21 protein-coding genes and 1 pseudogene are annotated in these 19,070 nt (G+C 42.4%); 9 read left to right on the top strand and 13 right to left on the bottom strand.

Annotated features, from left to right (window positions below):
• Nucleotides 1-20 precede the first annotated feature (20 nt).
• Both cdaS and QFZ77_RS14410 read right to left on the bottom strand, forming a co-directional pair.
• Nucleotides 21-644, bottom strand: a complete 624-nt coding sequence (gene cdaS, locus QFZ77_RS14415) for a sporulation-specific diadenylate cyclase CdaS (RefSeq protein ID WP_307440616.1) — start codon at nt 642-644, stop codon at nt 21-23.
• A gap of 192 nt (nt 645-836) precedes the next feature.
• Nucleotides 837-1,052, bottom strand: a complete 216-nt coding sequence (locus QFZ77_RS14410; RefSeq protein ID WP_216625547.1) for a helix-turn-helix domain-containing protein — start codon at nt 1,050-1,052, stop codon at nt 837-839.
• 204 nt (nt 1,053-1,256) lie between these two features.
• On the opposite strand from QFZ77_RS14410, the gene QFZ77_RS14405 reads away from it, so the two are divergent.
• Complete coding sequence (locus QFZ77_RS14405; protein WP_307440613.1) at nt 1,257-1,646, top strand: helix-turn-helix domain-containing protein; 390 nt, start codon at nt 1,257-1,259, stop codon at nt 1,644-1,646.
• Nucleotides 1,647-1,653: 7 nt separating this feature from the next.
• On the opposite strand, the gene QFZ77_RS14400 is transcribed toward QFZ77_RS14405, so the two are convergent.
• The 5 genes from QFZ77_RS14400 to QFZ77_RS14380 all read right to left on the bottom strand — a co-directional run bounded on the left by QFZ77_RS14400 (nt 1,654) and on the right by QFZ77_RS14380 (nt 5,559).
• A complete protein-coding gene (locus QFZ77_RS14400; protein ID WP_307440611.1) occupies nt 1,654-2,376 on the bottom strand; it encodes a metallophosphoesterase family protein in 723 nt (240 codons plus the stop codon).
• A gap of 23 nt (nt 2,377-2,399) precedes the next feature.
• Entirely contained in the window at nt 2,400-2,708 is a 309-nt protein-coding gene (locus QFZ77_RS14395; protein ID WP_307440609.1) for a Dabb family protein, read from the bottom strand.
• A 27-nt stretch (nt 2,709-2,735) separates the two neighbouring features.
• Nucleotides 2,736-3,425, bottom strand: coding sequence for a metal-dependent hydrolase (locus tag QFZ77_RS14390; RefSeq protein WP_307440607.1), 690 nt, complete (start codon nt 3,423-3,425; stop codon nt 2,736-2,738).
• A gap of 92 nt (nt 3,426-3,517) precedes the next feature.
• On the bottom strand, nt 3,518-4,423 hold the full coding sequence (locus tag QFZ77_RS14385) for an ATP-dependent DNA ligase (protein WP_307440606.1): 906 nt from the start codon (nt 4,421-4,423) through the stop codon (nt 3,518-3,520).
• Nucleotides 4,424-4,467: 44 nt separating this feature from the next.
• Nucleotides 4,468-5,559, bottom strand: coding sequence for a threonine aldolase family protein (locus QFZ77_RS14380; protein WP_307440604.1), 1,092 nt, complete (start codon nt 5,557-5,559; stop codon nt 4,468-4,470).
• An 89-nt stretch (nt 5,560-5,648) separates the two neighbouring features.
• Here QFZ77_RS14380 and QFZ77_RS14375 point away from each other — a divergent pair, with 89 nt between their 5' ends.
• Nucleotides 5,649-5,942, top strand: coding sequence for a Rieske (2Fe-2S) protein (locus QFZ77_RS14375; RefSeq protein WP_307440602.1), 294 nt, complete (start codon nt 5,649-5,651; stop codon nt 5,940-5,942).
• Nucleotides 5,943-6,018: 76 nt separating this feature from the next.
• The gene (locus QFZ77_RS14370) at nt 6,019-7,416 is read left to right on the top strand and encodes an amino acid permease (protein WP_307440601.1); all 1,398 of its coding nucleotides are present in this window, start codon (nt 6,019-6,021) and stop codon (nt 7,414-7,416) included.
• Nucleotides 7,417-7,418: 2 nt separating this feature from the next.
• Here the strand turns inward: QFZ77_RS14370 and QFZ77_RS14365 are convergent, their stop codons facing one another.
• Nucleotides 7,419-8,045, bottom strand: a complete 627-nt coding sequence (locus QFZ77_RS14365) for a LysE family transporter (RefSeq protein ID WP_307440600.1) — start codon at nt 8,043-8,045, stop codon at nt 7,419-7,421.
• A 161-nt stretch (nt 8,046-8,206) separates the two neighbouring features.
• Between QFZ77_RS14365 and QFZ77_RS14360 the strand changes: the two genes are divergently transcribed.
• Nucleotides 8,207-8,971: a MerR family transcriptional regulator gene (locus QFZ77_RS14360; protein WP_307440599.1), complete on the top strand. Its 765-nt coding sequence runs from the start codon at nt 8,207-8,209 to the stop codon at nt 8,969-8,971.
• Between the two features lie 179 nt (nt 8,972-9,150).
• Here the strand turns inward: QFZ77_RS14360 and QFZ77_RS14355 are convergent, their stop codons facing one another.
• The gene (locus QFZ77_RS14355; protein WP_373462601.1) at nt 9,151-10,518 is read right to left on the bottom strand and encodes an MATE family efflux transporter; all 1,368 of its coding nucleotides are present in this window, start codon (nt 10,516-10,518) and stop codon (nt 9,151-9,153) included.
• 195 nt (nt 10,519-10,713) lie between these two features.
• On the opposite strand from QFZ77_RS14355, the gene QFZ77_RS14350 reads away from it, so the two are divergent.
• The gene (locus tag QFZ77_RS14350) at nt 10,714-10,836 is read left to right on the top strand and encodes a hypothetical protein (protein ID WP_307440598.1); all 123 of its coding nucleotides are present in this window, start codon (nt 10,714-10,716) and stop codon (nt 10,834-10,836) included.
• 60 nt (nt 10,837-10,896) lie between these two features.
• On the opposite strand, the gene QFZ77_RS14345 is transcribed toward QFZ77_RS14350, so the two are convergent.
• The gene (locus tag QFZ77_RS14345; RefSeq protein ID WP_307440596.1) at nt 10,897-11,916 is read right to left on the bottom strand and encodes a Gfo/Idh/MocA family protein; all 1,020 of its coding nucleotides are present in this window, start codon (nt 11,914-11,916) and stop codon (nt 10,897-10,899) included.
• A 5-nt stretch (nt 11,917-11,921) separates the two neighbouring features.
• The gene (locus QFZ77_RS14340; protein ID WP_307440593.1) at nt 11,922-12,764 is read right to left on the bottom strand and encodes a sugar phosphate isomerase/epimerase family protein; all 843 of its coding nucleotides are present in this window, start codon (nt 12,762-12,764) and stop codon (nt 11,922-11,924) included.
• 159 nt (nt 12,765-12,923) lie between these two features.
• Here QFZ77_RS14340 and QFZ77_RS14335 point away from each other — a divergent pair, with 159 nt between their 5' ends.
• The 3 genes from QFZ77_RS14335 to QFZ77_RS14330 all read left to right on the top strand — a co-directional run bounded on the left by QFZ77_RS14335 (nt 12,924) and on the right by QFZ77_RS14330 (nt 15,330).
• Nucleotides 12,924-13,667, top strand: coding sequence for a cupin domain-containing protein (locus QFZ77_RS14335; RefSeq protein ID WP_307440591.1), 744 nt, complete (start codon nt 12,924-12,926; stop codon nt 13,665-13,667).
• Nucleotides 13,624-13,824, top strand: a complete 201-nt coding sequence (locus tag QFZ77_RS37795; protein WP_373462600.1) for a helix-turn-helix domain-containing protein — start codon at nt 13,624-13,626, stop codon at nt 13,822-13,824. The genes QFZ77_RS14335 and QFZ77_RS37795 overlap by 44 nt, the downstream gene beginning before the upstream one ends.
• 174 nt (nt 13,825-13,998) lie before the next feature.
• On the top strand, nt 13,999-15,330 hold the full coding sequence (locus QFZ77_RS14330) for an IS3 family transposase (RefSeq protein WP_307440589.1): 1,332 nt from the start codon (nt 13,999-14,001) through the stop codon (nt 15,328-15,330).
• Nucleotides 15,331-15,382: 52 nt separating this feature from the next.
• Here the strand turns inward: QFZ77_RS14330 and QFZ77_RS14325 are convergent, their stop codons facing one another.
• Nucleotides 15,383-15,853: a hypothetical protein gene (locus QFZ77_RS14325; protein WP_307440587.1), complete on the bottom strand. Its 471-nt coding sequence runs from the start codon at nt 15,851-15,853 to the stop codon at nt 15,383-15,385.
• A gap of 271 nt (nt 15,854-16,124) precedes the next feature.
• Between QFZ77_RS14325 and QFZ77_RS14320 the strand changes: the two are divergent.
• Nucleotides 16,125-17,243: pseudogene (locus QFZ77_RS14320) on the top strand (IS3 family transposase).
• Between the two features lie 87 nt (nt 17,244-17,330).
• On the opposite strand, the gene QFZ77_RS14315 reads toward QFZ77_RS14320, so the two are convergent.
• Nucleotides 17,331-19,043, bottom strand: a complete 1,713-nt coding sequence (locus QFZ77_RS14315) for a hypothetical protein (RefSeq protein WP_307440585.1) — start codon at nt 19,041-19,043, stop codon at nt 17,331-17,333.
• Nucleotides 19,044-19,070: the final 27 nt, after the last annotated feature.

Here is a 19,070-nt window from a genome sequence, read left to right as displayed (position 1 = left end):
TCTATCGTACCGTTGGTCGGCTAGATCATTGGATCCAAAGAATTAATGGGGTGCAGGATCCCCTTATAGGCAAAGGAAGCATTGCCGGTTTCCTCTGAAACGACGAGTACAAGAGCATCGGTTCGCTCTGTCAAACCTATTGCAGCACGGTGTCTTGTCCCCAGTTTTTTTTCAACCGTAATATTAGATACTGGCAAAACATTCGCAGCCGAGACGATTCGGTCAGATTGAATCAATAGGGCTCCATCATGCAGCGGGTTGCCAGGGTAAAAGATGGCTTCCAATAACGAGTACGTCAACGTTGCTTCCAACATAATGCCAGAGTGCATAAACATATCCAGCAGATCGTTCCTCTGGATCACGATCAAAGCACCATGTCGGCGTTCCGACAGATGCTGAATGCAAATGGACAAGTCTAAATAATGGGTCGTGAAAGAGGATAAATAACATTGCAAATAGAAGGAAGCCGCTATGGATTCGACTTGTTTGAAGGCTTCACGAATTTCGTCAAATCGACTTAAAAGACAGTTATTTTCGTCATTATCTAAGGTATCCAAACTGCACTCTATTTCAGCGGAAATGTGGCGCAATTGTTGCTTCAACTGTTCTTTCATCGGGGATATGTCACAATTTTCTTGCTGCACTCGTCACACCTCAGAACTTCATTATTATATTCACGAATAAGTTGATCAACCTTCCGTATTCCTATAAATTAATATGTACATCCTTCCTTGTATGTATTACTTTAAATGTAATCGTCCAAAAAAAGGACCCACAACAAGAGGCCGCGGGTCTTAGTTTACATATATTTTTCTTCAAAATCATTTCAATTCAGACTACATCTCAATTAGAAACAACTCTTCCAAATCCTTATCTAGCAAATCACTCAATTTCTTAGCCGTGGATGGACCCACTGATTTAATCGATCGTTCAAGCAGACTGATATAAGCATGACTTAAACCCGAGTGCTTCGCCAACTCTCGCTGGGAGTAACCTTTAATGACTCTCGCTTTAATAAAAACATCGGTCTTCGCCAAGATCTTTATATTCATTCTGCCATAGACCCCCGTTCTCATTTTGTTCCCCTTGCAAACATTATACCATTAAATTTTACTTATGCAACCATTTTTGTTTACATAAGTAACCTGAAATGGATCAATTTTACCCGTAACTTCGATTGTAATTACTTTAGTAAACTGCTACTATTATATCGTTTACTAATGTTTACTTTTGTTAGCGAGGGTGAGTGAGAGTCTATGTATTTCTACGATAAATTAAAAGATATGCGCAAATTAAAAGGCTTCACCATCCGTGAGCTTGCCGACCGTTCAGGAGTCTCAGCAGCTTATATTTCCCAACTAGAGAACGGTAACCGCGGCATTCCTTCACCGGAAGTATTAATGAAGCTGTCAGAAGGGCTTAACACTTCCTATTCCGAACTGATGGATATCGCTGGATATCTGGAGTCTTCTCCGTCTGAACAGCAATTTCAAAGCAATCCCGTTAATTTGCGGCGTTTTCTCCGAGAGAATGAGCTCATGTTTGATGGTTTTGTACTTACGACAGAAGATAAAGAATGGGTCGAGCGTATGCTGACCGTCTTATTTTGGAAAGACCGCCAAACGAATAATACAGAGGCTCAATAATTCTTTCTTATTTCACAAGACCGTTTCGAACAATTTTCGTCATCATTTCTGCATTCGGGTAATGGACTTCTTCATATTGCTTGACTACGTCCTCAATTCGAAATGGAACACGTTCAATCGATGTTCGGATTTGTCCATTTTCAATTTCAACAATGGCATAGGCAGCTTTAGACATACCGTCAAAAGGTAGACCTACACTTCCGGTATTCAACAGTATTTTACCTTCCATATAACGGATGAATGGTCTGTGGATATGAGCATAAATGAAAATATCCGCATCCGACGCGGACATAAGCTTTGACTTCAGCACCTCATCGCCAACGCCAGGAAGTACGATTTCGAACAAGCTATCTGGCGTCGCATGGAACGCATGAATAGAGATCCCCTCTATCTCAAGCTTCATTTCAGTAGGCAGACTCACCAAGTATGCGATATCCTGCTCGTCCAATTGCGCAACGGTCCACTCCCGTTCTCTCTTCATCATGTCAATGACCTGCTCCGGGACTTCTCCTTGATTTACGCCGCGCACAACCCATTCATCTGCGTTTCCTTTAATGACCTGAGTATTTAAAGAACGGACCAAAGAAAGAGATCTTTTGGGATCTGGTCCACGGTAGCAAAGATCACCCAGTACATAAATACGGTCTATCTCATGCTTAGCCATATCTTGCAAAACTGCTTCGAGAGCGATTGCATTCCCATGTATATCCGAAATAAAGGCTAATTTCACTCGGCTTTCCCCCTGTTTATCACTCACTTCACAATTGGGTAGTCAATCACTATGACATTCTCAATAATTCCTTCTAATGATTTCACGAATTGCTGGTGCGCAGGATGCGGTCCATATTGTCGTAAAGATTCTTGATCTTCAAAAGTCACACGAAGTCCTAACGTGTATCCTTGCACATTATCTGTTTCTTCTGTCACATTTACGCCTGCCGATAAATCGACGATCCCAGAGATCTTATTTTTTAATGACAATAAGGTTTCAAGCAATTCCTTTTCCTTCTGCGGATCTAAATTCTCATTAAATTTGAACGAAACCAAGTGCTCAAACATCATGGCTACAAAGCCTCCTTTAGAATTAATTTAGAATGATAGACTTTGACCAGGTTCTATGACAACACCCTTAATTCCCTCAGAAGCCAGACTATCAACAAAAGCCTTGGGATCCTGCTTAATGAGTGGAAATGTGTTGTAGTGCAACGGAACGACCATTTTTGCTTGTAAGAATTGTGCGGCGATTACGGCATCGCGTGGGCCCATGGTATAGTTGTCACCAATTGGAAGGAAGGCAAGATCAATAGCATTTAATTTGCCCAGCAATTGCATATCTCCAAAAAGGCCCGTGTCCCCTGCATGGTAGATCGTTTTCCCCTCTGCCGTAATTAAGAAACCACTAGCCATCCCTGTATAAATATTTTCTTTGGTTCCTGGCGGGTTATAGGAAGAATCGTGCAGCGCTAGTGTCATTTTCACTTTACCAAAAGGAAAATGAAATTCTCCGCCGATCCCCATTCCGTGGGTTTTTGCCCCTTGGAAAGATAAGTACCTCCCCAAATCATTGGGTGCAATAATAGTGGCTTCGTTGCGCTTTGCAATCTCTAGTGAATCACCTAAATGATCGGCATGACCATGAGTAACGAGTATGTAATCGGCCTTAATATCTTCCGGTTTTGCAGCGGCCAGAGGGTTATGGTTCAAGAAGGGATCAATGATGAGCGTATGCTCCTTTAATCGAATCTCAACACAGCTTTGTCCATGAAAAATAATGTTCATATAATCGCTCCTTTGTAATTAGCTGATTTCAATTAAGTTTTCTTGGTCGGGCCTAAGCCTATTTTAGCATACTTTATTTACCACTTGCTTCTTCAAGATTCCCATTTACATTCCTCAGGCTTCTTATCCGGCAAAAAACCACGAAACACCGTGGTCCTTAATTGATGCGTGTCTGTTCGCTCCAAATAGTCAATCCGGCAGCACAAGCGTGGTTCAATCCACTGTGTTTTCTCATCCCTGACCGAGTTCAATTGCTTAGCTATTACCAAAAACATTTGCTTATCTTCTTGCTGAAAACCAAACTCAACCACTCCAACTGGCTTATTCTTCACCGTTCTGAAATTCAAGCCGATTACAAGGCCAAATGGATTCGTTCTATACCCCAATATGACCACATCAATCGATTTAAAATATTTCACTTTCAGCCAATCGTCACTTTTGGTATCCAGTTGATATTTGGAGTTCTTTCGCTTCGCTACAATGCCTTCCATATTTCGTTCTTTCATTAACTCAAATAACGCCCTACCTTGTCCTCCTACGAACATGGTAGGCATGATAACGGGGGTAGAATCGACGATCTCGCCAAGCCGCTGTTTTCGCTGCGTCAACGATTCATCCAAATGATCTCTATCTGTGTAAAGGACATCAAATACAACAAATGTTACGGGATGTGTGTTTACAGCGCGATTAATCCTCGCAGAATTACTCAACCGGCCACGATAAGAAAAATCATCAAATACCGGTCTGCCACCGCGCAAAACAATTCCCTCACAGTCAAGAATCGCCGTTTGAGCCTTGATGGCCACTGCTGCTTCCTTTAATTCCGGAAATTTACTGGAAATCAACATGCCGTTACGTGTAAAAGCTTCAATGCGATTCCCCTGCTTATGTAGGAGGATTCGCCATCCGTCCCATTTGGGTTCAAATATATATCTCTCGTCATCAAAAGCTTCTTTACCGATACTGACAATCATTGGTTTTATAGGCTCAAAGAGCATTTCTAACCACCCCATAACACCAGTGTGGCACTTTCGTATCCGATCTAAACAGTTCTCATTTTCACATCCAACCGCTGGAATGCTTTCTTAAGCTCATCTGTGGGTATATTCGCAAAGCGATCACCGATATTTACTTCATAACAACATGTTGTCTCGCTGCTCTCTCTTACATAGGGGGTTAATCCTATACCTGTCTCCTCATACAAGGCTACTAATAGAGGTTCAAGCTTCTCTTTCGGCAGATCAACATGCACATGAAACATGTTAGTCACGGGTTCTAATGGTTTTGTCACAACGCCATGGCATTGATTATAGTATCCAGCAAGCACTTTGGCTTCTTCATAATACTGCTTCATTTTAGGCAATCTCCGTTTGAAATAATAGCCGCTACTTAGGATATACGGATAAAGGCTAATTAAATCGCCTCCGTATCGTCTTTTCCATACTTTGGACTCTTTTGTAAAAGCTTCACTACCGGCAAGTATGGCTCCTGCGATCCCGCCAACCCCTTTATAGAAAGAAATATACACACTATCAAAAAGCTCACAAACTTCTGCTGCTGTTTTTTGATAATAAGGTAGAATCTCGTATAGTCTGGCTCCGTCTAGATGCAATTTAATTCCTTTCTCGCGACAATAAGTACAAATCGCAACAAGCTCCTCGTAGTCCGGCAGCTGTCCGCCAATTTCACGTTGCGGTAATTCTATTAATAAACAAGCAATATCATCTTGCATATGGAGAACATCTTCCAGTCGAATCAGTCTGTCTTTATCCCCAAGCAAAATAGTTTCAATTTGATGCAATTCTTTTAACCCGTCTTCTTCATGAATTTCTAAATGACTCAAAGGATGATAAGCCACTTTCTTAATACCTTTCTTGTCAGACCAGATTCTTAAGGCAATTTGTTGTGCCATGGTTCCACTAGGGAAAAATACGGCTGTTTCTTTACCCAAGAACGTCGCCATTTCTTCTTGAAAACTTTCGATAAGTTTACCTGAACCATACATATCACTGTCCAGATTCCCATCTATATCATTCAATACCTCTTTCAAAACCTGAATGTTTCTTTTACTATGGCCACCTACTGGGTAACTTGCTTGATTAAACGCTTCTAATAATGGGTTGTTCTTGCTCATTTGTGTGATCCTCCATTGTCATTTTTCACTTGGTGAAACAACAGCCGTGACTTATACTCAAACTAACCTGGTTGAAAAGGAGAATAACGATGAAAGAAATCATAATCGGAACAATAGATCAATTCACATCATTTCCGTCAGAGGTTCAAGTAGAGGATAACCTGTACTTCCTTACGGAGGTGGAAGGTATTTATACCCTACTGTCTAGTGTTTGCCCTCATGCCGGTTACACCGTTGACCTTGAAGATGGAGAGCTCGTGTGTCCGCTGCATGGATGGACGTATGAAGTACATACTGGGCGTTGCCATAATGTGCCTAGTGCTAGACTCCACTCCTATGTGGTCATACTAAGAGACGGTACTCTATTAGCTCTGATAGATTAATTTCTAAGTATATTTTACCAATGGACAAGCTATACTAACAGCTGTTATTTCGAGACGAACGGCATTAGGAGGCTATATGTCCACAAAAGCAAAGAGTGATAAGTCAGGACAGATGAAGTGGTGGCAGCTGTCATTGCTAGGAGTTGCCTGCACGATTGGTACGGGTTACTTCTTAGGCTCCGGGATTGGGATCAAAATGGGTGGAGGATCCGTCATTTTCATGTTTATTCTGGCAGCCATAGGCACTTATATTGTTTTTGATGTCTTGGCCCGAATGACGGGAGCGGATCCGCAGCAAGGATCTTTTCGGGCATATGCCAAAAAAGCATTTGGACGCTGCGCAGGCTTCAGCAGTGGATGGGTCTATTGGAGTTCAGAGCTCTTAATTATGGGGAGTCAATTAACAGCTTTGTCCCTTTTTACCCGATTCTGGTTTCCAGCGGTACCCATGTGGATTTTTGCTACGTTTTACGCCTTGATTGGTTTGGGTGTTATCTTGCTCGGGACTAAAGCATTCGAGCGCACTGAACATGTTTTTGCCATTATCAAAGTATCCGCCATCGTTATGTTTCTCCTTATTGCAGGAGCCGCAGTCTTTGGATTTATCACAGGTGGAGCTCATCAACCGAGATTCCGGGCGGCCAAAGAAACCTTTTTGCCAGCTGGGTTAATGGGATCTTGGTCCTCTTTTATTTATGCTTTTTACGCCTTTGGCGGTATTGAAATCATGGGCTTAATGGCCACAAGATTGAAGCGACCCGAAGAGGCACCTAAAGCAGGGAACATCATGATCCTTCTTTTAACGACGATCTATATCGCATCTCTTATTCTTGCTTTAACCTTGATCCCCTTGAATGCTTTACAGGGAAAGGAAAGCCCGTTTCAGGTTGCTTTGGGAAGTTACAATCTCCCTTTTGTCCCGCATGCGTTTAACGCTATTCTAATTATTGCTGGATTTTCTACAATGGTTGCTTCTTTATTTGCGGTGACAACGATCCTTATAACGTTAGCCAAAGATCACGATGCCCCTTCGATCTTTGCCAAAAAAACAACAGGGAAAAGACAAATGCCTTTATTCGCCATCGGTTTTACGACTGGAGGTATAGCTGTAGCAGTGCTGATGGCTCTCTTGTTGCCTGAGGAGCTTTATGAATATGTAACAACAGCCGCGGGGATTATGCTGCTCTTGAACTGGCTCTTCATCCTACTATCTTCAGGACGCTTACTACAACTATCCGTTTGGGGAAAGATCAAACGATATCTGGGCATGGCTCTAATCCTTACTGCTATCACGGGTACAGTCTTTCATGGAACGAGCCGACCAGGATTCTGGATAAGCCTCCTATTTATCGTGATCATAGGCTTGGTTACATGGGGCATGAGCTTCAAATGGAAAAAGAGCGCCCACGCAGCATCTTACAGAGCCAAAGAACTGCCAAATCCTAAACATGATAATCGTGAAGGAGCGACCTAGCGTTATCCAAAGAGGGCGTGGAAGGCTTTTATCCCAAAATGCAACCCAAAGCCAATCAGGGATAGTCCTGATGCGATGGATATGAACGAGAGAGCGCGAGTCGTGAGAAATCTTCGAAACGTACTGGCTAACGACGCCATAATAACATCCCACATGCAAATACCTGTGAACATAACCCCCGTATACAATAATACGTGGTTTCTATCGAAATCAGCAATGGTTTCAGCTAAAACCGACCCATAGATACCAAGCCAAAAGAGGATGGACAAGGGACTAGTTATAGACATGAAAAAACCGGACAAAAACGATTTCGAAAGCGTAACTTCGTTTCTATATGCTTCTCCCTTTATTTTCCCCGCATCAATCAAACTTTCGATACCGGAGTAGAGCAATATAAAGCAGCCAAATAACCAAAGAAACGTTTTCATAAAAGGCGTTGTTAGAAAATGCACGAGTCCGAAATAAATGAGGATCATTAACAGTGCATCAGCAATCAGTGCTCCAATACCCACTACCCAAGCATGAAAAAAACCCTTCTTAATTCCTCTGTCTAACACAGCTGCATTAATCGGACCAATAGGTGCTGCCAGCGATAAACCCAGGAGAAAAAAACTAAGAATCGTATACAACTGAATCACCCATTCATTCTATTGATTTGTACATGCTTTAAGGCTCGTATCATCCTATTCCTAGAGTAAGACTTGTATTACTTGTAGAATTAAATTTCAAAAAAGCATTTGACATTCACGCTACGTAAAGCAGTACAGTTATGTTGTCAGGAGGTGAACAGATGGAATACACCGTGCAGCATCTGGGCAAATTGGCTGGGGTCAGCACCAGAACGCTTCGATATTATGATGAGATTGAACTTCTTAAGCCGGCAAGAATCAATTCGTCAGGATACCGAATCTATGGTCAAGCGGAAGTGGATAGGTTACAACAAATACTGTTCTACAGAGAACTAGGGGTCAGTCTAGACAGTATTAAAGAAATTGTTACCGCCCCTTCCTTCAATGGCGCCAATGCCCTGAAAGAACACCATGAACAACTCCTCGACAAAAGAAAACAATTAGATTTACTAATTGCAAATGTAGAAAAAACGATTGCCGTAACCGAAGGGAGAATAACCATGACGGATAAAGAGAAATTTGAAGGCTTCAAGCAAAAGATGATCGATGACAACGAGGAAAAATACGGGAAAGAAATTCGCGAGAAGTACGGCGATGAAGCCGTAAATAAGTCCAACCAAAAAATCAAAAACATGACACAGGAACAGCAGGACGAGGTAACGCGATTGGCGAATGAAGTATTAGCTACATTGGCGGAAGCTTTCCAAAATGGGGACCCTGCCAGCGAACTGGCTCAAGCAGCCGCGGATTTGCATAAGATGTGGTTAAGCTATTACTGGAGTGAGTACAGTAAAGAAGCGCATGCTGGTCTAGCCCAAATGTATGTGGATGACGAACGGTTTAAGGCTTACTATGATGAAAAACAGCCCGGTACGGCTGAGTTTCTGAGAGATGCCATCCATATCTACACGGGTGTTAAGAAGTAATTCTATTGAATGGGACACTAGCACTATTTCTATTATCTCCGTTAAACATCCAATTCTTTTACAAGAAACTGAATATACTAGTATTGCACCAGTCACCAGCAGCGACCGTGCATGTCACTCCAACGAAAGAAGCACAGAACCCTCAAGGGTCCTGTGCTTCTTTACATTTTTTTCGCATGCTACTTGGCGACTGTTCCTACATTTGGCTTCACGAGCGCCTTACTTTGCCATACGCGGCTCTTCCACCGCAGATACATGAGCAGGCCTCTCACCCATTCATCTACCGCAAATGCGACCCACACGCCAAGCAGGCCCATTTCCATCACAATGCCAAGCCAATACGCAAGCGGCACTGCGATCCCCCACATGGATAGAATCCCCATTAAGACGGGAAATCTCGCATCTCCAGCAGCACGAAGGGAGTTAATGACAACTAGATTGAATGTCCTGCCTGGCTCTAAGAGAACGGAGAGTATTAAAATACTAGAACCCATTGCAATAATTTCCGGATTGTCGGTGAATAGCCCTATTAGATCCTTGCGGAAAATAGAAGCAATTCCCACAACCACGAAGGTCACAAGAAGACTAATCCGCAAGCTGCGAATTAACTTATGATAGGCTGCCTTGAATGCCCCAGCACCCACCATATGGCCAACAATGATTTCCGTCCCCATACCTATTGCCATAGCTAGCGCCATGAAATAGTTGGTTATATTCATCATGTAGATATGCGTACTCAAAGCCGCTTGACCGATGATATTAATAAAACTGACGATCATCATATGCTGAGACTGCCAAGACAGGTGCTCGCCGGCTGACGGTATGCCAATGCTCATGATTTGCTTCACAATACGGCTATCGAATGTCACATAGTGCTTCAGACGAATCGGTACCGGAATACGGCGATATAAGATAACAATCAGAACGACAAGCCCAATAAGACGGCTTACCACAGTGGATACTGCAGCTCCAGTTACTCCCCACTCGGGAAAACCAAGGTTACCAAAGATAAGAAGGCTGTTACCGGCTACGTGGATCAGGTTCACTCCCAACGTAACAAACATGACGTCTCTCGTTTGACCATTGGAACGAAGAACAGATGAGATCGCATAGGACAAAGCCTCAATCCATATAAAAGCGCCAATGATGTTTAAATACGTTTTGGCAATCTCAACCTGCTCCGGCGCCAAATTCATTAGCCGCATCAGCGATTCACCAAAGACAACCAATAAGATGCTAACCAAAATTCCAAATATCAAATTTATCGTAATCGCTAGAGCTGAAATGCGGCTGGCTTCTTTCGCTCTACCTGCACCAAGATTTTGTGCGACTGCTACACTCGTTCCAAGCCCAACGAAGCCAAACATTAGAATGCAAAAAACTATAATTTCGTTTGCTAAGCCTACTGCTCCAGTCACTTGATCCGAGATCAGACTGAGCATAAACACATCTGCCGTTCCCAGCATCATGCGCAGGACGGAATCAACGAATATCGGCCATGTGACCGCGAAAAGACCAAGCTTTTTCCAAGATGCTATCGATTCCATGTCCATCAATCCCTACACTTTCTCCGTTCAAATGCTATTAGTGTAGGATACGTAAGCGATTGCAGTCAAATGCTACTAATATCCATTAAATTAAACTTTGTCACGTGATACTTTAAAGTTGAAGTAAACATGAATAATAAGACTGAGACTGCTCACAATAATGAAGGTTTGAAATATATCTAAGGATGTGGGCTAATGTCGAACAAACAAAAAAATCAATCCAATCAACAAAAAGGTCAAAAAGCAAGTGAAGATAACAAAAACAATAATAGCAGCAATAATGGCATTGATGATGCAAATAAACATCCAGGCAAATAATAAACTTACAGAAAACCTTGGAAATCATAATGATTTCCAAGGTTTTTCATACACACCAACCTATTTCACCTTAACCCATGTACCACGGTTGTCCGCAGATTCGATTTCAGCCACAGCAATTTCAATGCTGCCCATCGTACTGGAGGGAGTCGCAATTGAAACACTTTCACCTGAAAGTAATGTTTCAATAAAATATTTAAGTTCGTTATAATAGCCCATTTCCGCGGAAAGTTCAGGACTGAAACCTTTTCCTTCATTCACATTTACTTGTAAGGAATCACCTTTGAAAACGACATTGCCTTTTTCAAAATTAACCCGGAACTGCATATCGAAGCCATAATCACCTTCAAGAGTCCAGTCTGCTTGGGCATTGATGACTTTGCCATCTTCATACAGATAGTTGGCAGAAACCACATCATAACCGCTGCCGGGAACGACATTTCGTGCCAAACACGATACGGATTCAGGCTTACCGAACAACCAATGAATCATATCAATATCATGAACGTGCATATCTAGCAAGGCTCCGCCGCTTTTCTCCTTCTGTGTAAGCCATGGTCCCCAGGTCGGAGTTGCTCCCCCTCGGTAGAAATAACCACCCAGTGCCTGACCAAACGTTTTCTCTTCAACAACCTGCTTCAGGTATACATAGGCCGGCCAAAATCTCAAACATTGACCTATCATCAGCTGCTTTCCATTCGCCTCGGCTGCCTGAATCATATCTTTACATTCCGCAGCATTCAGCGCCATCGGTTTTTCACACAAGACATGAAGACCATGATTCAAACATTGAACCGCTATGTCTCTGTGTAGAAAAGTAGGCAGTGCAATATCTACGTAATCAAGCTGTTCCTTCTCAAGCATTTCGGCCACACTTGTATATTTATTGTAGCGACCGAAGTCAATGCCAGATGAACCCGTATCGATGTTGCCCGCAGCCGCGCGACCTTCGAGCTTCTCATTATCAATATCGCACAAAGCCACAACTTGAATGGGAACTCCTTCTGACTCCAGGCGAACGTAATTCTCCAGATGAGTCCTACCCATAAACCCTAAACCAATTAATCCGATTCTTAGCATGTTGATTACTTCCTCCCTAAGATGGCGTTCATAGCACCTGATGTATTATAAATAAGCTGTTCGCCATGATGCGTATAACCCGGAATCATTTCGGCAATGACATAATCGTCATACCCGATAGCTTGAAGGGCTTTCATAACCTCTGGATAATTAACATCACCGGCTAGAAGATTAACAAAACCATGCAAGCCTCCTGCGGCGCGGCGGTAATCTTTGAAATGCACTTTTTTGATTCGTTTATTTAAAATGGAAATCCAATGCTCCGGATAACCGGCATATAAGACATTCCCTACGTCAAAATAAGCGCCGACATATAGCGAATTGATTTTATCGATAAAGTCTCTCATTTCAAGCGGGGATAGTAAGAATTTGTTCCATACGTTTTCTATACCAATGGAAACCTTCAATGATTGGGCAACATCGGAAAGCTTACTTATAGCTTCCAAAGCGTAGTCATAGGCTTGATCATATGGAACCACTTCAGAATCCGGAATGAAATCAACGCCAACAGCACCTGGCACAACCAATATCGTATCTACACCTAAAATAGCTGCGTTCTCCAATTGTTTCTTGACGATATCTTTCGCTTTTTGACGCGTTTGTGCATGTCCACTTGTTAAAGAATATGTCCAGTATAATCCACTGGCTAAACTCGAAAGCGCAATACCCTGATCTTCGGCAATCTTACGGTATTCCTTGATTTCGCTTTCTTTACTTTCCAAGCTTAATTGGCCAGTCTCGTTTAAAGCCAGCTCAATCCCGTCGAATCCGGCTTCCTTAGCAACAGCTATACATTGTTCTACCTTCATGGAGCCTGGAAATGACCAAATATTGATCCCTTTTTTCATTGTTATCTCCTCCGTCTCTTCCCTTTATTATAAAAGAGCCACGTTCGATATGATTTATCCAAAAAGCCGATTTATTTGCACTTTTACAAATACGGATATGGTAAAATGAGATTAAAAATGAGTTTGGAACAAGAACCACCCTGAGAGAGGACGAGCAGCATGGATTTCCCAAGTATACAACTACAGGAATCACTTACCATTCAAACCCTCTTTTCTTTTCATTATTTCGAGTATGCAAAGGGATTTGTATTTGACGGAGAACAGCATGACTTCTGGGAGATTCTTTACGTGGACAAAGGGGAAGTTGAGATTCGAGCCGATGATCACATTCATACCCTTCATCAAGGAAATATAATCTTTCACAAACCCGAGGAATTCCATACGGTTAGCGTTAAGCACGAGCATACGCCGCCAAACCTTATCGTCATATGCTTCGAATGCACGTCCCCAGCTATGACTATTTTCGAGAAAAAGATTCTGGCATTAGGAGACCGGGAAAGAAATATCCTATCCCTCATTATCCAAGAAGGGTTTCATGCTTTCTTGCCCCCTTTTGACAAACCAACCGTTCATCACTTGGAAAGAAACCCGGATGCTCCTTTTGCCAGCGAACAAATGATCAAATCCTATTTAGAGGTTTTGTTAATCACACTCATTCGGAATCAAGAGCAGGCCTCCACTCCAGATTCTATGAAATACAAACAATCGTCCCTTCAAAAAGAAAAAGCCGAACAACGAATCGTTCAGCAAATCATGGAATACTTGAAAGCCAATCTTTCTCAATCCTTTACGCAAGACCATTTATGCCAAACGTTTCACTTGGGCAAAAGCCGATTAAAGGAACTTTTTCCAATCCCAGATGCAGACAGGCGTCTTGGAAGCCTTCAAGTCCCTCAAAATTGAACAAGCCAAAACATATATTAGAGATGGCCGATATAATTTCACAGAGATTGCAGCCATGTTAGGGTACGCCAGCATTCACTATTTTTCAAGAGATTTCAAGAAAACCGTTGGCATGCCGCCTTCTGACTATGCTAAGTCTGTTAAAGCTCGTCTGTAGCGATGAATAGAGGCAGTTCCTAGGTGAGACTTTCCCTAGCAATCGACAGAAAACAAAAAAAAGAGAGGCAAGAATAACTACACTGGTACCCATAGTCTGGACACTTTGAAAAAGTGTTCAGGCTGTGGGTATCTTTTTTTGTATAATAGAGTAAGCACCGGAGGGGATTACATCATGTCTAAGACAATCTTTAGCGAAAAAAACCGAGAGCATTTATCAACGAATAAATACGTTGTCAAGATAAGCGAGAAATCAATAACCTATGCCGATGAATTTAAGCGGTTGTTCATCGACCTTTACATGTCAGGAAAGACTCCTAGAGAAATCTTTAAAGCTCATGGATTTGATGTCAGCGTAATTGGAATGAAGCGAGTTGAACAAAGCGTAAACCGTTGGAAAAAAGCTTACGGGAAAGACGGAATCATTGGACTAGCTGACTCCCGTAAGGAAGCTTCTGGACGTCCCCTGAAGCGTGAACTAACGCTGGATGAAGTGATTGCAAGACAGGAAGCAAGAATTAGACTCCTTGAATCTCAGGTAGAATTGTTAAAAAAGCTAGACACGAAAGAAAGGTTGCTGGTAGCAAGCGGAAAGAATCTAAGCAAGAATAAGTTATTTGAACTGATTAAAGAAACTGTAGGTCAGGGTTTAAGACGTTCAACTCGCTACCTCTGCGATTTACTTCACGTATCTCGCTCAGGCTACTACAACTACATCCAGGCCGTAGAAACCCGTAAAGAGCGGTCTCTTTCGGATGTCAAAGCTGGAAAACTGATCAAGAAAGCCTTCCATAGAAAGGGCTTTAAAAAGGGTTCTCGCTCTATTAAGATGACGCTTGAAAACGAGTTTGGCGTGATCTACAACCTGAAGAGAATCCGCAGGCTTATGAAGAAATTTGGCCTCGAATGTCCACATCGAAAACCTAATCCATACAAGCGTATGGCAAAGGCAACTCAGGAACACCGAACACTTCCCAACAGCTTAAAGAGGGATTTCCGGAAAGGTATTCCTGGGCTCGCACTGCTCACCGACATTACCTACCTCCCATATGGCCGCTCAGAGACGGCATATTTGTCGACTATACTAGATGCTTCAACAGGAGAGATCCTCTCGTACAACCTATCCAATAACCTTACATTGGACATTGCTACAGACACAATTGACGCACTCGTAAAGCAAAAAAGGCTGAAGCTACACAAAGATGCATTTATCCATTCGGATCAAGGAAGTCATTATACAAGTCCGAAATACCAAGAACTTTTAAAGCAAAAAGGATTAGGTCAATCCATCTCTAGACGAGGCAATTGCTGGGACAATGCGCCACAGGAGTCGTTTTTCGGTCATATGAAGGACCATGTTGACCATCGTAGCTGCCCAACATTAGCAGAACTACAACGTAAGATTGACGGTTACATCCGCTACTACAACAATAATCGATATCAATGGGGTTTAAAAAAGATGACCCCTGTGCAATACAGGAATCATCTATTGTTGTTGGCCTCATAGACCTAAACCACTCTTTTTTTCAAGTATCCTTGACAGAGGGTCCAGATCACCGCTACCTGCTTTTTTTTCTACGAAATCTAAATCCCCCATAATCAATGACTACGATCTGTTTACTCCGCTTTAAACGCAAGTGCTGCTTTAAACGCAGGTTAAGGGCATACGGTTTATAATATTGGCCTGTACCCTTGGATGGAATGATTCCATTGTCCAAAAATTTCTTTACTAATTTCATAAGCAATCGTCTATTTATTGGGGAATTCCGGAATTTCCGATCATATTTTTTCATAGTTACCCAGCGATAATCCGTGTCGTAATCGATAATTTTCGCAAAATATTTTCTTATCGGTTTCAAAGATGATTTATACATGTCTACTTCCCTCTTGTTGCATTTGATCCCTTTTTTTGATTTTGCTATCTTCATAACATAGCCGTTACCTAAATCGTATACAACTCGCGTTACACCAGACCCAATGAATTTCTTCCCTTTTATTTTCCTTTTCATGTACGGATTCATCTTAATCAAGACAGCTCCCCCTCATTCTCAATAATGTAATGCCCTCCAACTGCGCCATTTACGGATTTAATTATAAATTTAGTATATGTCGAGAACCTCGACCCGAACTGGTTGTACATATAGTTTGTAAAAAAATGGTCTTTACGTGACACATTTCCACAGAAAAAAAGTAGAACATGTTGTACACTGGTACCCATAGTCTGGACACTTTGAAAAAGTGTTCAGGCTGTGTGTTTATCTTTTTTTGTATAATAGAGTAAGCACCGGAGGGGATTACATCATGTCTAAGACAATCTTTAGCGAAAAAAACCGAGAGCATTTATCAACGAATAAATACGTTGTCAAGATAAGCGAGAAATCAATAACCTATGCCGATGAATTTAAGCGGTTGTTCGACAGGAAGCAAGAATTAGACTCCTTGAATCTCAGGTAGAATTGTTAAAAAAGCTAGAACACGAAAGAAAGGTTGCTGGTAGCAAGCGGAAAGAATCTAAGCAAGAATAAGTTATTTGAACTGATTAAAGAAACTGTAGGTCAGGGTTTAAGACGTTCAACTCGCTACCTCTGCGATTTACTTCACGTATCTCGCTCAGGCTACTACAACTACATCCAGGCCGTAGAAACCCGTAAAGAGCGGTCTCTTTCGGATGTCAAAGCTGGAAAACTGATCAAGAAAGCCTTCCATAGAAAGGGCTTTAAAAAGGGTTCTCGCTCTATTAAGATGACGCTTGAAAACGAGTTTGGCGTGATCTACAACCTGAAGAGAATCCGCAGGATTATGAAGAAATTTGGCCTCGAATGTCCACATCGAAAACCTAATCCATACAAGCGTATGGCAAAGGCAACTCAGGAACACCGAACACTTCCCAACAGCTTAAAGAGGGATTTCCGGAAAGGTATTCCTGGGCTCGCACTGCTCACCGGCATTACCTACCTCCCATATGGCCGCTCAGAGACGGCATATTTGTCGACTATACTAGATGCTTCAACAGGAGAGATCCTCTCGTACAACCTATCCAATAGCCTTACATTGGACATTGCTACAGACACAATTGACGCACTCGTAAAGCAAAAAAGGCTGAAGCTACACAAAGATGCATTTATCCATTCGGATCAAGGAAGTCATTATACAAGTCCGAAATACCAAGAACTTTTAAAGCAAAAAGGATTAGGTCAATCCATGTCTAGACGAGGAAATTGCTGGGACAATGCGCCACAGGAGTCGTTTTTCGGTCATATGAAAGACCATGTTGACCATCGTAGCTGCCCAACATTAGCAGAACTACAACGTAAGATTGACGGTTACATCCGCTACTACAACAATAATCGATATCAATGGGGATTAAAAAAGATGACCCCTGTGCAATACAGGAATCATCTATTGTTGTTGGCCTCATAGACCTAAACCACTCTTTTTTTCAAGTGTCCTTGACAGAGGGTCCAGATCAAACCTTGCCTTCTCTTTTTTGGTTTATTCAACTGGCATTTATTTGATAACTTTCAATAAGCGCTTTGCCGTTCCATTTTGCGTTTCGATTGTTTCATACACATTGACAGTGAAAGGATAGCTGAATTGATCGGTTGTAATATTCGTGGCATCCAGCATTTGTTTCCCACTGATTAATTTATTTACACCTGTGAAGGAAGCGTCCTTAGAACCAACAACACGTCCGGCGTTATCAACAATTTCAAATTTCAATTTCGAGAAGTTGTTGTCAACCACGACATTTTCTTTCTGTTTAATATCCAGATCAAGTCGGAACTTGTACGTATACGTCAATTGAGCAGTCGTCTGTGTGCTCACTGTTACATCATTGAACGTCAGATCAAATGGATATAAGGAGATGGTTGATTCCGTACCTTCCTTCTGTACATCCGTTTGCAGAGCGGCAATCGTTGTTGTAAAAGGTGCAGCAGCCACTGAATCGAGCAGCTTTAACGAGAAGCTGGTGCTCTCTTCGGTTTGCGGCACAATGTAAGAGTAGCTTACCACGTAGCTTAATCCGGGATTTAGCATCGTCGTTACATTCGTTTGACGGGACCCTTGATAAGTAACACCCTGTGCATTGACCAATTCCGATAGGAAAGCAGGAGTAGCAGTAGGCGTTGTACTCGTATTCGTTAATTTGAACTTAGCTACCGCAGTTTGGTAGCCTTCCCCTGGATTCTCATGCAGATGAAGCTCCATAAGCGATACTTCTGTAGACTTATCAACAACTTTGGTCAAAGCATCAAATGTGATCGGCTGACCAATTGTGTAAGGCGCTGCAGTAGAATTCCCTTGCTCTTTCGGCCATGCGATAGCTAGTTTACCTGTTACTAGCGTGGTAGCTTTATCTCCACCTTTGGGTACAAACGAATCCGTCGATAAGACAAAAAGGTTAGACAACGTCACACCATTTTCAACTGGAATCGCAAAATGAATGTATTTCTTTTCGCCAGCCTCCAAAGTCACCGGGTCTACTTCGGAGCGTTTGCCTTCATAGCTCTTTTGCTCTGACTGTGCGTCCATTCGGAAAGCAGGAACTGTTTCCCGCCCCGCTCCAGGATTACTAGCCAATACCGTCACAACAGCCACACGGCCTGACGTCGTATTTTGCATAGAAACTTCAACTGGTGAATACGTCAGTCCCGAATTAATCCCAGGAATGGTGAATGCTTGGCCCCATGCTAAGCTTTCGAGGCTCTGCAAAGCCGTACTTCCCGTACCGCCATACCACACGGATTTAGTTGGCATAGTAAGTAATGTAGTTTCCACCTTTGGATAGGAATAGATATCCACATTGACGAAGGATAACTGCTCAATTTGACCAATCTCCTTGCTATCAACAGAAGTCATGTACACAAGCTCGCCTATTTCTTTGGGCTGTAAAGCTTCTTTATTGCTCGCACTTGGTTTCAATGTATATGAAACGCCACTAGCGGTTTGAACACGAAGCTCGTGTTCGGGAACTCTGTTCAGTACGGCGCCTCCGTTATATAAGCGAACAGTAACCGCAAGTTGTGAACCTGACGCCGTTGGCGTCACGGCTGCACTTTTAATCGCGGCTCGTATATCTGGTGTCAATCCGTAATTGACAGTTGGTGCAGAGACAATAGGCGTCGTCAAGTCGGCCGCCCATACGGCCGTGCCTCCTTGAACGATCATTGCTCCTAGCATGATGGCTGTCAGACTAGATTTCCATGGTTTGTTTTTCATGTAAGTACTCTCCTTATTGTGAAATTT

The sequence above is a fragment of the Paenibacillus sp. V4I3 genome, assembly GCF_030817215.1.
Taxonomy (GTDB): Bacteria; Bacillota; Bacilli; order Paenibacillales; family NBRC-103111; genus Paenibacillus_E.
This window is presented reverse-complemented; position numbering and strand designations above follow the sequence as displayed.